The sequence below is a fragment of the Actinomycetes bacterium genome, assembly GCA_022396035.1.
GTDB lineage: Bacteria > Actinomycetota > Humimicrobiia > Humimicrobiales > Humimicrobiaceae > Halolacustris.
This window is the reverse complement of record JAIOXO010000017.1, coordinates 21,399-35,634: the sequence shown is the minus strand read 5'-3', so window position 1 is coordinate 35,634 and position 14,236 is coordinate 21,399. Positions and strand designations below refer to the sequence as shown.

The following is a 14,236-nucleotide window of genomic DNA, read 5'->3' as shown; positions in this document are numbered from 1 at the left end:
AGGTGAATGTACAATTACAGGAAAAGCTGGATGAAATTTTGGAGGTACTGAAATCAATTAATGAAAATCTGAATGATTTAAAGGTAAATGCTTTAGAAGAAGAAGATTATTATACATAGGCTCGAAAAGCTGTATAAGTAAACAGCAACCTCACAATAAGGGAAATGCTAAAACATTGCCCTTATAACTTTACTTACTATATATTAAAAATATTCATTCAGCAGTTTATTTATATCAACATCACTTATTACATGGTCTACCAGAGGTTTTCTCTCTATCTGTTTCAGGCCGTCTTCATAGGTAGGTTTGTCTATTTTGTAGAATATGCCTATGGGGATCTTATCTTTTTGCTGTGATTTTTCAAAAGCCTGCATCAAATCATCACTTTTGTAATCCGGTTCATCCTCCAGCTTGTATACCCGGTCTCTGTACCATTCATAAGTATTTTTCTTATTAAAAGTAACACAGGGCTGCAGGACATCCACGAAAGAAAAGCCATTGTGCTTTATGGCTTCAACCATAAGCCCTGACAGGTGTTTTACCTGACCGGAAAAACCCCTGGCTACAAAAGTAGCTCCCGAGCTTAAGGCTAGGGCTATGGGGTTTACCGGTTCCTCCAGTACTCCCTTGGGGGTTGATTTGCTTTTAAACCCCTGGTCAGAGGTAGGCGATGCCTGCCCGGTAGTCAGGCCGTAAATCCGGTTATCATGCATAATGAAAGTGATATCAATATTTCGCCTGCAGGTATGCATGAAATGATTTCCGCCAATTCCTGCTCCATCGCCGTCACCAGCCATAACTATTACATTAAGCTTGTGGTTGGCCAGCTTGGCGCCGGTAGCTACCGGAAGTGAGCGGCCATGCAGGGAATGGAAGGCATAAGTTTTGGTAAAATTGGTACCGTTTCCCGAACAGCCAATGCCGTATACCGCCAGAACCTGGTGGTTTTTTAAGCCCAGGGTTACCAGGGCACGTTTCATTGCATTCCATATACCGTAGTTTCCGCATCCCAGGCACCAGGTGGGCCTAATATGGGTGTTAAAGTCCTCGGGTTTTAGTTCTGTTTCTTTTTTATTCATAACTTTTGCTCCCTTATAGTTGTTCTATGCCCGAAATAATTTCTTCCGGCAGAAACTGTCTCCCATTGTATTTCAGTATCCGGTTGTTAATCTTGGTTCCGGTATTCAGCATCAATAGTTTGCCCAGCTGGGAGGTTTTGTTGTTTTCAATTATTACATTACGGTTGCTGTCCTTCATCAGTTTAACTACCGGGTCTACCAGGAAGGGGTAGAGGTAGTTAAAGTGTACCAGGTTTACTTTTTTCTGGTCCCGGTTAAGTGTCTTCATGGCTTCCAGAATGGGACCCTTGCAGGATCCCCAGCTCCAGCAGGTTATTTCAGCTTCCGGGGGTCCGTAAACCCTGGGAGGGTCAATATCTTTTACCAGCTCTTTAATTTTATCGAATCTTTTGTCCATCATTTCCTTACGGTTATTGGCATCTTCATTGGAGAAGCCATGCTGGTCGTGTTCGTCAGTATTGGCAATATGTACGCCCCCAGGGGTGCCGCATACCACTCTTGGAGATACACCACTGGAATTTATCTCATATCTTTTGTAGTCTTTGCCTTCCTTTATGGGTTCTGAAATCAGTTTTCCCCGATCTACCTTGATTTTTGAGGAATCAAATTTTTCATAGGAAAAATGGCTTTCCGAGAGGTGTTTATCCAGAAGTATTATTACTGGTATCTGGTATTTATCGGCCAGGTTAAATGCTTTTCCGGTAAGGTAGAAGCACTCTTCCGGATCTCCGGGGGCCAGGACTATCCTCAAAAATTCGCCATGTGCTGCATGTACTGCAAACAGCATATCTCCCTGTTCGGTCCAGGTAGGAAGACCGGTGGCCGGCGCAGGTCTCTGGGATAAAACCATTACCAGGGGTGTTTCGGTCATGGCAGCAGCAGAAAGGCCTTCATTCATCAGTGCAAAACCACCTCCCGAGGTGGCCAGCATAGACCTGGCTCCGGTAAAAGAAGCCCCCAGGGCCATGTTAACCACTGCCAGTTCGCTTTCCGCATGTTTGGTAACAATATTATAGTCATCTTCTATGCTGGCAAAAGAATGCAGTATGGAAGATGATGGGGTCATGGGGTAGGCTGCATAAAATTTACAGCCTGATCTTACCGCACCCAGAAACACAGCATCATTGCCGGTTACCAGCATCTTATTTTTTTGTTTAACTTCTTCCAGACTATAGGGGGTGGAATTGTTCAGCTTTTCCTTTATGTATTTGTAGCCCAGCCCGGCAGCCCGGGTATTAAGCTCTACAACTTTGTCTCCCTTGTGCTGAAACTGCTGCTTTATTGCTGTTTCCAGCAGATCAAAACTTATCCCTACCAGAGCCAGTACTGCTCCCAGTGCAACATTGTTTCTCATAACCCGGGGAGCCTTTACTTCTTCTATTATTTTGGTAAAGGGGACCGCCATATAGTTAAGGTCTTTTCTCTTCCCGCCTATATCCTGGGAACTGTAATCCTGTTCATCATAGATAATATGACTGTTATAGGATATTTCTTCCCGGTGAATATCAATGGTCTTTTTATCCAGGGCTATCAGGATATCAATGCTTTTGGAAATAGAATATATGGGGCTGGTACCTACCCGTATGGTATAGGTGTTGTGGCCGCCCTTTATAAGTGATGGATATTCATTAGTATCCAGGACAAAATAGCCCTTTTTGGCAAAAACCTTAGAAAGCATAAAACCAGTAGACATTATCCCATAGCCTGCTTCCCCGCCTATCTTTATGGAAACATTTTCTGTCTTCATCTTTACTCCTAAAGCGTTTAAATATATTAATATAATATTATCATATATGGCAATTAAGTTAAATTAAATTAGTAGATAGTAATTAGTATTAATAGATAAAATAATTTTTATTTTATCTATTGTTTATTGTCCTGTATTATTTATAGCAATAAGAATATTTAGGTTTTTTAAATGGATTGTATTGATTTAAGAAGTGATACGGTTACTCATCCTACAACGGATATGATAAAAGCCATGGCCCATGCCAGGGTAGGGGATGATGTCTATGCTGACGACCCTACGGTTAATCAGCTGGAAGAGGTCTCAGCAGATTTGATGGGCAAACAGGCAGCCCTGTTTGTTCCTTCAGGAACTTTCGGCAACCAATTGTGTTTACTTACCCATACCCGCAGGGGAAATGAAGTTATTATTGCTCGCTCCAACCACATTGTGCAGCATGAAGCAGGTGCGGCTGCCTTTCTTTCCAATGTGCAGCTGATGCTGGTAGATGACCGGTGGGGACATGTACAGACCAGCCAGGTTGAATCCTTAATCAGGGAGGAAGACCTGCACCATCCGGATACGGGGCTGATATGTAATGAAAATGCTCATTCCGACGGAACGGTACTGTCCCTGGATGAGATGAAAGATCTCTACCGTCTGGCCAGCAGGCACAGTATACCTTTGCATCTGGACGGGGCCAGGATATTTAATGCTGCTGTAAGTCTGGGGGTTAAGGCTGAAGAAATTGCTGCTTACAGTGACTCGGTTATGTTCTGCCTGTCCAAGGGTTTGTGCTGCCCGGTAGGTTCAATGGTCTGCGGCAGCAGTAAGTTTATTGCCAAAGCCCGTAAATACAGAAAACTTATGGGGGGAGGCATGCGGCAGGCTGGTTATCTAGCCGCATGCGGACTGGTGGCATTAAGGGATATGGCGGCCAGGCTTTCCGAGGATCATGAACATGCCGGATATCTGGCAGAACGGCTGGAACAGATAGAGGGAATAGAGGTGGAACAGGATAGACTGGATATAAATATGGTGTTCTTTAAAGTGACAACAGAGGGTTTCAGGCAACAGGAATTTGTAGACTGGCTGGCCGGCCAGGGGATAAAAATAAATCCGGTTATGAATGGATTTTTCAGACTGGTTACCCATTACTGGATAAGTAAACAAGATATAGATCTGGTTATGGATAAAATTAGAACTTTTTTTAAACAATAAGGAGGTCCTAGTGGCATTAGAAGCAAAAAAAGTAGAGGGTGAACATAAGAAAGATATTATGATATATACGCTCAGCACCTGCGGCTGGTGCAGGAAAACCAAGAATTTGCTCCAGGACATGGGAGTAGCCTACAACTATATAGATGTTGATCTGCTTCAGGGAGAGGACAGGGAAGAAGCGCTGGCCCGGATGAAAGAACATAATCCCAGCGGCGGATTTCCCACCATGGTAATAGACGGCAGTGACTGTATAGTTGGTTTTGACCAGGGCAAAATAAAAGAAAAGCTGGAGATTTAGCATGAAGGCCCAGGAACTTTATGACCAAAAGAAGAGGGAAGCCCGGGAAGCAGGCTACATTCTTAACCCTGACCAGGATTTGGTCCTTACTTTAATGGAGGGCCTTTTAGATAACCAGGAGCGATATGGCTATCAGTCCTGTCCCTGCCGGCTGTCAGAGGGAGTAAGGGAAAAAGACAGGGATATAATATGTCCCTGTGACTACCGGGACCAGGATCTGGCTGAATATGGAGCCTGTTACTGCGGGCTGTATGTGGACAGTGATATTGCCAGCGGTAAAAAAGAGCTTACTTCCATACCGGAAAGAAGGGGGACTGCAAGTAAAGGCTCTAATGGTAAAGCCGGGTTTACGGTAAGCCTTCCGGTATACCGTTGCCGGGTCTGTGGGTACCTTTGTGCCAAGGAAAATCCTCCCCGGGTATGCCCCATTTGCAAGGCAACATCCGACCGGTTCGAGATTTTTTTATCGGTTTAGAAAGTTGCCCAGGTTATCCAGAGGTTTTTATGAAAGAGAGTAGCAGGTATTCAGGTCTTCAGGCTATTTTGACAACCTTAATCTGGCCAGCGGGGTAAAGGCCAGGTGGTACACCTGGCTGCCAGGGATCTGGTCTGTCTTCCTTCTACCATTTTGGTTGTATACAACCAGCTGCAGTGTAAAAAATCATGAAAGTTATGCCTTTTTATGGCCATGATCTGCATACGGTTGCTGCTTTTGATGAAGAAAGGCTTCAATATATTTTAGATTACCTGTAATTCAGGGCTGTGAGTTTAAGGCCTGCTGTACCAGGCTGTAGTTGTTGCGGGCATTCCAGCAAAGATATCCTTCTATACCCAGGTCCCTGGAAGCTTCTATCTGCTGCATTATATGGTAGGGGGTGTAGTCCATGTACAGGCCAAAAGCCTGTATCCAGGGTATTATAAGGCAATCCTGATTATTGGAGCGGTCCAGCCCTTTCTCCAGGGTGTAGCTAATCACCTGGTAGGGCTCGGCTTCGGGAAGGGGAAATCCCATAAAATAGGGAGGATAATGTGATGGATAGGGCATGGGGTAAAGATAATCCAGGTAGGGAAGTATGGCTTCCAGCTGCTGGCCTATTCCCTGGTCGTCGGTTTTTAGCAGGGTAAAGCCAAATACATCTGCCGATATTTTTACATCGTATTTTTCTGTCTGCTCTCTTACCTGCTCCAGGAAACCGGTTATGGCTTCAACTTTGGTCTGCTGATTAAGGTTATGGGTATAGAGAGCATAGCTGACATTTCCTCTGGCCGGCGCCCGGATATAGTCAAATTGGATTTCGTCTACTCCGGCCTCAGCCAGCTCTATGGCAATATCAATATTATACTGCCATACCCGGGGGCTATATAAGTCCGGCCAGTAGGAGCCCTCTGAATTCAGGGGCTGGTTGGTCCTGGAGTCTATTATGGCCAGCTCAGGCATGGACTGGGCCAGTACCGGATCTTTGAATAAGACTACCCGGGCAATGCTGTAAATATTCTTGCGGTCCATTTCCCCTATTACCTGTTTCAGGCTGTACAGGCCCAGATCTGCTCCTATTTGTCTGGCCATGCTGTTACGGGTATCATAATCTATGTGTCCGCTGTCGTCCTTGGCATTAAATACTATGGCATTAAGCTCGGTTTGGTCTATGAGTTCATAACTTTGCTGGCGTTTATCCCTGCTGGCCATGCTGTAACCGGTAAGGTATATTCCCTTCTGGTTTCCAGGGGTTATCTTAAACTGGTAATCTTCGGGGCTCAGGTAGGGATAGACAATCATCTTACTGTGGCCAGAGTTGAAACCGGTATTGGTGTTAATTGGAGGCGGGGCAGCTCCCGCAAGGGACAGGCCTAACAGGCAAGCTATTATAATTATTGACTTTACCAGCTTTTTGGAAAACGGGATCATATCCTTATGATACAACAGGCATAAAACAATACATAGTTATTATTTTACCTTTAATTTTTTTGTACAGGTAATATAATTTAGATGTGACCATAAATTATTAAGGGGGGAATGGAAATGGGTGTAAGCTTGATTATAAGTTATGATCCTGTTCATGAAGATGTAGCCAGGCAATCGGTGGAAGCAGTATTCAGTGAAATCGGGGTAAAGCATGAGTTTCTGGAGTCCGAGTACGGCGGAGTGTTTTTGCTGGATGTTGATGATCCCAAAACAGCAGTAAAAGAGCTTAGAAATTTATGTCTGGAGAATAAGGATATCTTTAACTGGACCTTCCATTATGTGCCGGTGGATAAATGGATAACTTCAGAGGTTAAAGATATGCGGGCAGCGGTAAGTTCTGTGGCTGCCGGTATAGGGGAAAATGATAAATGGAAACTGGATCTTACCCGGAGGCATTATCACCAGCATGATGACCATGAGCTGATTATCAAGCTGACGGATGTAGTGGATGCGGGGGAAGTAGATCTGGAAAAACCGGAGAAGATAATAAAGGTGGAAATTATAGGCAAGCATGCTGCAGTTTCCCTGCTGGAACCGGACCAGCTTCTGGTACTGGGTAAAATTTAACCGGGCTTATCCATAATTTGGGCCAGGGTTATCTTGTCCGGCCCGAATCTGTCTGAAATTTTTTCTATGGCATCGGTGATATTCTGGCCCCGCTGGTGCTGCGGCTGTTCAAACAGGGTGGCCAGCATGCAGGCAGGCTTTAAGTTGCTGGCAGATATGCCGATAAGCCTTATCTTTTTTTTATGGATATCAGTTTTGGCCAGCACTGCGGTCGATGCCCGGTGTATCTCCATGATATCCGAGGTGTAATGGCTTAATGTGATGCTTCTGGTTATGGTCTTAAAATCAGCAAACCTTAGCTTCAGGGTCAGGGTTTTTGCCTTGTACTGTTTATGGTTGAGGTTGTGGGCTACTTTCTGGGCCAGAGCCAGAAGGGTGGAACGGAGTACTGCCAGGTCACCCACATCCTGGCTGTAGGTGGTTTCCCTGCCTATGGATTTGGGTTCCTGGTTGGGAACTACCGGGCGGTTGTCTATGCCGTTGGCCAGCTGGTGCATGATTTTTCCCAGTTGGCCGAATTTGGACTGCAGTATATCTTCCGGAGTATCAGCCAGTTGTCCGATGGTATTTATTCCCATGCTGTTAAGGTTTTTTTGGGCCACTCTGCCCGCTCCCCAGATATAGGATACGGGAAGCTCCCTTATTTTGTCCCTTACCTTTTTCCAGTCTTCAAATACGGTAAGGCCGTTGGGCTTGTCCAGGCCCGAGGCCAGCTTGGCAAAGAATTTGTTGCAGGCCACTCCCGCCGAGGAGGTAAGATTGGTCTGCTCATAAATTTTGCCCTTTATCTTTTTGGCTATCTCTACCGCTTCACCAAACAGTTTCTGGCAGCCGGTTACATCCATAAAGCCTTCATCTGAACCTATCATTTCCACCAGGGGAGTAAACTGGAAAAATATGTCCCTTATAACCTCCGATTCGGCCAGGTATTTTTCCATGTCCACCGGCAAGTATACTCCCCGGGGACAGAGCCGTTTGGCCTGGGATATGGGCATGCCGGCATAAAGGCCGTATTTCCTGGCTTCATAGGAAGCGGAAGATATAACCCCCCGGTTAACCGGGCTTCCCACTATAAGGGGGGCATTTTTGTACCGGGGATGGTCTCTTTGCTCAATCTGGGCAAAGAAGGCATCCATATCTATATGTATTATTTTAGTCGGTTTGGCCATAACGGTTTAGCTTCTGCCAGCAGCTGATTTCTAATATGGTTATCTTTTAAATTTTGACCGGCCTTTTCCAGGTTTTCCAGGCTCCAGGCTTTATACCCTATAACCGTAAGGCTGCCGTCCCTGTAGTTTACTCTGCCTTTTACCACAAGTGCCGGATGGCCGGTAACAGTTCTTTTGTACTGGCGATAAGCCGGGGGGAAGAACAGGACTTCATACATGCCCCCTTCATCTTCCAGGGTGCAGAAAAGCATATCCTCACCATTCTTTGTTCTTTCTATCCTTCTGTTTATTACCATTCCTGCAGCAGCAACCTGGCTTCCATGGTGAAATTTGCTGCTGTCGACAGTGTTCAGTTTTTCCATTTGCTGCCGGTAGCAGGCAAGGGGGCTGGCAGCAGCGGCAAATCCCAGAAGCTCTGTTTCTATTTTGATTTTTTCTTCCAGGCAAAAGTCGGTTATCAGGCCCAGGCCCATATCCTGCCCTTCTTTTTTCTGCTTCTGCCAGAAGTATAACAGGAGTCTTTTTCGGTTGGAAGCGGCAAAATCAAAAGCCCCTGCTTTTATAAGGTTCTGGACTGCCGCTTTGCTTATTTTGCCCTGCTCCAGACATCTCTGGCAAAAGTCGGTAAAATTTTCAAAAGCTCCTCCGGCTTTTCTTTCTTCTATTATATGGTTTACAGTAACCGGGCCCAGTCCCTTTACGGTTATAAGGGGAACCCTTATGGACCTGCCTTTCTTGCAGGGTATAAACCGTAAGCCGTTGCCGTTTATGCAGGGAGGCTGTATGGTTATCCCTAATCTCCTTGCTTCCTGCACATACTGGGCTGCCGGGTAGTAGCCGGATCCATTGGAGAGGATTACGGCTAGAAAATGGGCAGGATAATAGGCCTTAAGGTAACAGGTTGCATAGCTTAGCCGGGCATAGGCGGCAGCATGGGCTTTAAGGAAACCGTAGCTGGCAAACTTGGATATATAGCCAAAGATCTGCCCGGCTGTTCCGGGTGAATAACCCCTGTTTACGGCTCCGTTTAAAAAGGTTTGCTTTAGAAGCTGCATCCTGCTTTTTGACCTTTTGGTTATGGCCCTCCTTAAAAGGTCTGCCTGGCTGAAAGAGGAACCGGCTATCTTGCGGGCAATTCTTAAAACCTGTTCCTGATAGACTATTATCCCGCAGGTTTCAGCCAGTATGGGTTTAAGGTCAGGGTGAAGGTAGGTAACCTTCTGCCGGCCAAACTTTCTCTGGATAAGATCCTTTACCATGCCCGATTGCCGGGGACCGGGCCGGTAAAGGGACAGCAGCAGGGCTATATCCTGGATGCTGGCCGGCTTTAATTTCCGCATCAGGCTCCTGATGCCGGTACTTTCCAGCTGAAATACCCCCAGGGTGGCCCCTCTGGCCATCAGGTTAAAAACCCGGGGATCATCTCCGGGTATGTTGTTTGGGTCCAGGTTGTGGTTTTCGGTTTTCAGCATGGCGGTTACCTGCTGTATAAGGGTAAGGCTCAGGGAGTTTATGAGGTCTATCTTTAATATTCCCAGTGCTTCTATGCTGTCCATGTCATACTGGCTCATAAGCTTTCCTTCGGCAGAAAGTATCATGGGCACTTTTTCTTCCAGGTCCTGGTTGGATACTATAACTGCTGAAGGATGGGTGGATAGATGCCTGATGCGGCTGGATATCTTGGAGGACAGCAGGGACAGTTCCCGGTAGCCGGTTTCAGTGTGGTTTTTTTCATACCTTAAGTCCAGCAGCAGCTGGTCTGTTTCCTGTTTGCTGTAATTAAGCATTCTGGAGGTTTCCCTTACTGCCGCCCGGGGCCTTATGGTAGCAAAGGTACAGACCCGGCCTACCTTTTTGGTACCATACCTGGACTGCAGGTACTCTATTACTTTTTCCCTGTCTTTATGGGCAATATCCATATCCACATCCGGGGGCTGCTTTCTCTGGCGGTTTAAGAACCGTTCAAAGTAGAGATTATTTTTTACCGGGTCTACATCGGAAATGCCCAGCACATAGGAAACCAGGCTACCGGCAGCAGACCCCTTGCCGCATATGGGTATGTGGTTGCGGCGGGCAAACCTGGCTATGTCCCAGACTACAAGAAAGTAGCCGCTGTAGCCCATATCAGATACGGTATCCAGCTCATAGTTCAGCCGGCGGTACAGTGAGGCCTGCGGCTGCCTGTATCTTTTTTCCAGTCCCCGGCAGCAGAGTTTTTTAAGGTAGTCTGCCTGGCTGCAGGGGTAGGGAGGCTTGAACCGGGGCAGATCCAGGCTGCCCAGTTTAAGGTCAAGTTTACAGCTTCCGGCTATGGCCCGGGTATTGGATATGGCTGAGGGCAGGTCTGCAAACAGGCTCTGCATCTGGCCGGCGGTCTTAAAATAGTGCTGGTCTCCTTCTACCGGCCCAAGGTAGGGGTCGATTCTGGTAGACATGGATTTTAACCTGTACATGGCCTGGTAGTCGGAGTAGTTACCCTGCTTCAGGTAATGCACATCATTGGTGGCTACCAGTTCCACTTTGTTTTTTAGGCCAAAATTGATTATGGCCTCCGAACATCCGGCCTGCATGCAGCCGGCAGGATATCTCTGAACTTCCAGATAGAAACTGGAGCCAAACAGTTCCCGGTAAAACTGCAGTGCTTTCCGGGCCTGGCTGTCCTGGCCCTGCTTGAGCAATACCGATATCTGGCCCTGCCTGACCGGGCCAAGAGCAAAAAGGTGGGATGAGTTCGCTCTTATTAGCTCTGGATCCAGACAGGGAACCGGCTCCTTTTTCTGGGTATGGGCCCGGCTTACCAGGCGGCACAGGTTACGGTAGCCGGCCTCATTTTTACACAGCAGAACCAGGCTCCATACACCTTCTGTCCTAACATATACCTGGCACCCTAGTATGGGGTTTAACCCTGCCCTGCGGGCCCGGCTGTAAAATTCTATGGCTCCATGCATTACATTTCTGTCGGTAAGGGCCACCGCCTCCATCTGGTGCCTGCAGGCAGCCTGCACCAGATCCTCTATGGCGATACTGGATTCGAGGATGCTGTACTGACTGTGAAGGTGAAGATGGCAGAACATAAAACCCCCTTAGAGCATCCGGTAGACAGAAAGCACTTTTCCCTGTATGGTAATGTCCCCGTCAGCCCGGATAGGCTTATAGGAGGGGTTGGAAGGCCTGAGCTCAAGGTACTGGCCGGTTAGATAAAATCTTTTTACAGTGGCTTCATCGCCTATAAGGGCCACTACTATATCCCCGTTTTCGGCTGTTGGCTGTGACCGGGCCAGTATTATGTCCCCATCCAGTATGTGATCTCCGGTCATACTGTCACCCTTTACCCTTAAGGCGAAGTCAATTTTCCTTCCCCCGGGATCATCGGGTATGCTGATGTAGGTTTCTATATTCTGTTCTGCCAGCATGGGAGATCCTGCGGCTATGTTTCCTATCAGCGGTACCTGGAGTCTTTTTAGGGAAGGGTCCAGTCCGCCCTTACCGGTAATCCTTATGGATCTGGCCAGGGGCTCTTTATCTATATAACCCTTCTTTTGCAGTGCTGCCAGGTGGTCGCTTACTGCTTTGGGGGAGGCAAAGCCCAGGCGCCGGGCCAGCTCCCTTATGGTAGGGGGATAGCCCTTTTCCGATATAAACTGGCTTATGTTTTTGAGTACCTGTTGTTGTTTGACGGTAAGCTTTTTCATGTTTTCACCTTGGCCATTATTATAGCTTATAACTATACATATGTATAGTATTTTTAATTTTCTGAGCCTTGACATCTAAGTTTTTGAAGCTATAATCGCTAAACTTGAAGATAAAAAAGCAGTTTTTGCTTGATTTTGTAAATGACTTAAGGATGATAATGAAGAAGTATAACATAACTATAAATATATTGTTCTGGACACTGATAGCCTTTTTCAGCTTTGTGGCGGTGTTGTCTATAGTGACCCCGGAATACATTGCAGACGCTTTATTTTTAAAAAACAAAAAAGAGGTAGTAGTAAAGACCGAAGTTGAAAAAGAGCCGGTGATAGTGGAGATAGAAAAAAATGTGGAGTGGTTCTATTTTGTGGCTACCGGTTATAGTGCCAATGATCCCGGCCAGGGCACCAATTCCACTACTGCTACCGGTACCCAGGTAGAAGAGGGTATTATCGCTGTAGACCCGGATATTATACCCCTGGGTACAGAACTGGAGATAAAGGGACTGGGAACCTTTGTTGCGGAAGACACCGGAGGAAAGATTAAGGGAAACAGGATTGATATATACTTTGATTCCAAACAGGAAGCTAAGGATTTTGGCACGCAGGATGTGTGGATCAAATTAAATGATCCGGGCATACAGCTGGCCCAATCTTATAAATAAGGATTACTTGTTTTTATCTGCTATGGTTTTTAGCTGACTGTACAGTTTTTTAGCTTCCTTCTTGTTCATCTTGGAGATGGTGAAGGTATCTTTCTTGCTGGAAACAGTGATGGCAGAATAAAGGATGCCTTCCTTTAAGTTGGCCTCCATTATGTAGGGGTAGGTAGCTATAAACTGTTTGTCTACAGATATATTGGAAATAAAGCTGAAGAACAGCTTTTTGTCAGTTAAAACCAGTTTTCCTCCAGTGATATTGTTGAGTACGCCGGGCACTGCCTGTATCAGTTTTTCATCCGGTCCCATAAAAACAAAAAATTTTTCGGTGCTGGTTGTGCTCATTACTTTCTCCATCCTATTTGTTAAAAGCTTAAAACAGCAGTAATTATATAAAATAATATTTGATAAAAAAAGAAATTCTTTTAAAATATAGGGACTATCTTATTTAAGAAAGGGAAAAGAAATTAAAAATTATTTAAAATATTTGATTATACTGGTAGTTTTTGGGCTTATCGGGGTGGCTATTTTTTTTACTTTAAACAGAGAGGCTCCCCGGCAGCCGGCCGAAGAAGAACAGCCCCCGGTCCGGCAGGAAACAGAAGAGCCGGAGCCAGAACAGGAACCGGAAACAGAACAAGCAATTCCCAATTTTTACTCCAGCAGCTCAAACCGGTTTACCAATTACTCTTTCATATCTCCTGAAGGCTGGAATCTTAAACAGGAAGAGAATGGATCCAGGGTTACCCTGAGCAAGGGTTCCAGCCAGGCGCTGATGATATTGGTGGAAGAGGCAGAAGTTATAGATGATCTGGAAGATAAACAGATTGCAGACAGCTACCTGGAGATAACCGAAGATATGGAGCCGATCCAGATTATAGAGGAAGATTTTTCCTGGGGCCAGGATAAAGTAAGCCTGTATGGCTATGTTTATGAAAGTAAACTGGAACAGGAAACAGAAAGCATAGACCTGTTATGCTGGCAGGAGCATCAGGGCTATGCCTATATGCTTAAATATATAGGCAGCGGGGTGAGCCTGCAGGAGGCCAGGTCAGCCATGGGAGAGCTGGTATCCAATTTTAACTGGGGCCAAGCCCCGGCCACCACTGCCAATGTGTCTGAAAGTGATTCGGTTAATATATTGATACTGGGAGATGACAGCGCATTTGACCGGGCAGGAGGCAGGGTCAGCGGCAGAACCGATATAATTATATTAATGCATCTTAACCTGGAAACCTATAAAGGAACCATAGTGACCATACCCCGGGATACCTGGGTGGAGATACCCGGTCACGGAAGCACCAAGATAAATGCCGCCCATGCCCTGGGAGGAAATGAGCTTACCGTGGAAACCATCGAGAATTTTTCCGGCCTGGAGATAGACAACTACATAATTACTGATTTTGACGGTTTTGTTCCCCTGGTTGACTTTCTGGGCGGGGTAACCGTGGAGGTAACCGAAGATCTGGCTGACGGTTTTTCCAACTGTTATCTGGATAAAGGGGTGCACCACCTTAACGGGGAACAGGCTCTAGCCCTGTCCCGGAACCGCCACCGTACCGATGGCGCTTATGCCCGGGAAAGGGAAGCGGCCAAGATTATAGTGGCCCTGTATGACCAGAAGACCACTCTGGAAAAGATTTTGAGCATGCCTGCCTTGGTAAATTACCTGTTAAATTATACCTGGACGGATATGGATTTCGGTGATGTGTTAAGGCTGCTTCCGGCCATGGGTAAAATAAAGGCTCAGGATATAGAAATTACCACCATACCTTCCTGGCCCCAGATGGTAGGAGAGGCCAGTGCGGTGGTTTATGATCCGGAGGCTACTGCCCAGCTGTTTGAAGAAATTAAAAACCAGTAGC

At 46.3% G+C, this 14,236-nt stretch carries 13 protein-coding genes; 6 read left to right on the top strand and 7 right to left on the bottom strand.

Features of this window, described 5'->3' with window-relative positions:
• Nucleotides 1-203: 203 nt before the first annotated feature.
• Together K9H14_06335 and K9H14_06330 are read right to left on the bottom strand one after the other, a co-directional pair.
• The gene (locus K9H14_06335) at nucleotides 204-1,079 is read right to left on the bottom strand and encodes a 2-oxoacid:ferredoxin oxidoreductase subunit beta (GenBank protein MCG9479813.1); all 876 of its coding nucleotides are present in this window, start codon (nucleotides 1,077-1,079) and stop codon (nucleotides 204-206) included.
• A 13-nt stretch (nucleotides 1,080-1,092) separates the two neighbouring features.
• Nucleotides 1,093-2,826, bottom strand: coding sequence for a 2-oxoacid:acceptor oxidoreductase subunit alpha (locus tag K9H14_06330; GenBank protein ID MCG9479812.1), 1,734 nt, complete (start codon nucleotides 2,824-2,826; stop codon nucleotides 1,093-1,095).
• A 171-nt stretch (nucleotides 2,827-2,997) separates the two neighbouring features.
• Between K9H14_06330 and ltaE the strand changes: the two genes are divergently transcribed.
• Genes ltaE through K9H14_06315 form a run of 3 tightly spaced genes read left to right on the top strand, consistent with a single transcriptional unit; the run spans nucleotide 2,998 to nucleotide 4,799 of the window.
• A complete protein-coding gene (gene ltaE / locus K9H14_06325; protein ID MCG9479811.1) occupies nucleotides 2,998-4,026 on the top strand; it encodes a low-specificity L-threonine aldolase in 1,029 nt (342 codons plus the stop codon).
• A 58-nt stretch (nucleotides 4,027-4,084) separates the two neighbouring features.
• The gene (locus tag K9H14_06320; GenBank protein MCG9479810.1) at nucleotides 4,085-4,324 is read left to right on the top strand and encodes a glutaredoxin family protein; all 240 of its coding nucleotides are present in this window, start codon (nucleotides 4,085-4,087) and stop codon (nucleotides 4,322-4,324) included.
• A gap of 1 nt (nucleotide 4,325) precedes the next feature.
• The gene (locus tag K9H14_06315; protein ID MCG9479809.1) at nucleotides 4,326-4,799 is read left to right on the top strand and encodes a ferredoxin:glutaredoxin reductase; all 474 of its coding nucleotides are present in this window, start codon (nucleotides 4,326-4,328) and stop codon (nucleotides 4,797-4,799) included.
• Between the two features lie 279 nt (nucleotides 4,800-5,078).
• On the opposite strand, the gene K9H14_06310 is transcribed toward K9H14_06315, so the two are convergent.
• Nucleotides 5,079-6,230 carry a putative glycoside hydrolase gene (locus tag K9H14_06310; GenBank protein MCG9479808.1) on the bottom strand — a complete coding sequence of 384 codons (1,152 nt, stop codon included), beginning with the start codon at nucleotides 6,228-6,230 and terminating at the stop codon, nucleotides 5,079-5,081.
• A 108-nt stretch (nucleotides 6,231-6,338) separates the two neighbouring features.
• Here K9H14_06310 and K9H14_06305 point away from each other — a divergent pair, with 108 nt between their 5' ends.
• Entirely contained in the window at nucleotides 6,339-6,854 is a 516-nt protein-coding gene (locus tag K9H14_06305; GenBank protein ID MCG9479807.1) for a hypothetical protein, read from the top strand.
• Here the strand turns inward: K9H14_06305 and dinB are convergent.
• From dinB to lexA, 3 genes are read right to left on the bottom strand one after another with little or no spacing between them, the layout of a single operon-like run.
• Complete coding sequence (gene dinB / locus K9H14_06300; protein MCG9479806.1) at nucleotides 6,851-8,023, bottom strand: DNA polymerase IV; 1,173 nt, start codon at nucleotides 8,021-8,023, stop codon at nucleotides 6,851-6,853. The genes K9H14_06305 and dinB overlap by 4 nt on opposite strands.
• Complete coding sequence (locus K9H14_06295) at nucleotides 8,002-11,097, bottom strand: DNA polymerase III subunit alpha (protein MCG9479805.1); 3,096 nt, start codon at nucleotides 11,095-11,097, stop codon at nucleotides 8,002-8,004. Before K9H14_06295 ends, dinB begins: the two co-directional genes overlap by 22 nt.
• Before the next feature lie 9 nt (nucleotides 11,098-11,106).
• Nucleotides 11,107-11,790, bottom strand: a complete 684-nt coding sequence (lexA, locus tag K9H14_06290; protein ID MCG9479804.1) for a transcriptional repressor LexA — start codon at nucleotides 11,788-11,790, stop codon at nucleotides 11,107-11,109.
• A gap of 77 nt (nucleotides 11,791-11,867) precedes the next feature.
• Between lexA and K9H14_06285 the strand changes: the two genes are divergently transcribed.
• Nucleotides 11,868-12,377: a 3D domain-containing protein gene (locus K9H14_06285; protein MCG9479803.1), complete on the top strand. Its 510-nt coding sequence runs from the start codon at nucleotides 11,868-11,870 to the stop codon at nucleotides 12,375-12,377.
• Nucleotides 12,378-12,380: 3 nt separating this feature from the next.
• Here the strand turns inward: K9H14_06285 and K9H14_06280 are convergent, their stop codons facing one another.
• Nucleotides 12,381-12,728, bottom strand: coding sequence for a PH domain-containing protein (locus K9H14_06280; GenBank protein MCG9479802.1), 348 nt, complete (start codon nucleotides 12,726-12,728; stop codon nucleotides 12,381-12,383).
• A gap of 130 nt (nucleotides 12,729-12,858) precedes the next feature.
• Here K9H14_06280 and K9H14_06275 point away from each other — a divergent pair, with 130 nt between their 5' ends.
• Complete coding sequence (locus K9H14_06275; protein ID MCG9479801.1) at nucleotides 12,859-14,235, top strand: LCP family protein; 1,377 nt, start codon at nucleotides 12,859-12,861, stop codon at nucleotides 14,233-14,235.
• Nucleotide 14,236: the final 1 nt, after the last annotated feature.

Coding starts and splice junctions, on each gene's coding strand:
- dinB (MCG9479806.1), bottom strand. CDS start 8,023: ATGGCCAAACCGACTAAAATAATACATATAGATATGGATGCCTTCTTT.
- K9H14_06320 (MCG9479810.1), top strand. CDS start 4,085: ATGATATATACGCTCAGCACCTGCGGCTGGTGCAGGAAAACCAAGAAT.
- K9H14_06285 (MCG9479803.1), top strand. CDS start 11,868: ATGATAATGAAGAAGTATAACATAACTATAAATATATTGTTCTGGACA.
- K9H14_06280 (MCG9479802.1), bottom strand. CDS start 12,728: ATGGAGAAAGTAATGAGCACAACCAGCACCGAAAAATTTTTTGTTTTT.
- K9H14_06315 (MCG9479809.1), top strand. CDS start 4,326: ATGAAGGCCCAGGAACTTTATGACCAAAAGAAGAGGGAAGCCCGGGAA.
- K9H14_06335 (MCG9479813.1), bottom strand. CDS start 1,079: ATGAATAAAAAAGAAACAGAACTAAAACCCGAGGACTTTAACACCCAT.
- K9H14_06305 (MCG9479807.1), top strand. CDS start 6,339: ATGGAAATGGGTGTAAGCTTGATTATAAGTTATGATCCTGTTCATGAA.
- K9H14_06330 (MCG9479812.1), bottom strand. CDS start 2,826: ATGAAGACAGAAAATGTTTCCATAAAGATAGGCGGGGAAGCAGGCTAT.
- K9H14_06295 (MCG9479805.1), bottom strand. CDS start 11,097: ATGTTCTGCCATCTTCACCTTCACAGTCAGTACAGCATCCTCGAATCC.
- lexA (MCG9479804.1), bottom strand. CDS start 11,790: ATGTCAAGGCTCAGAAAATTAAAAATACTATACATATGTATAGTTATA.
- ltaE (MCG9479811.1), top strand. CDS start 2,998: ATGGATTGTATTGATTTAAGAAGTGATACGGTTACTCATCCTACAACG.
- K9H14_06310 (MCG9479808.1), bottom strand. CDS start 6,230: ATGATCCCGTTTTCCAAAAAGCTGGTAAAGTCAATAATTATAATAGCT.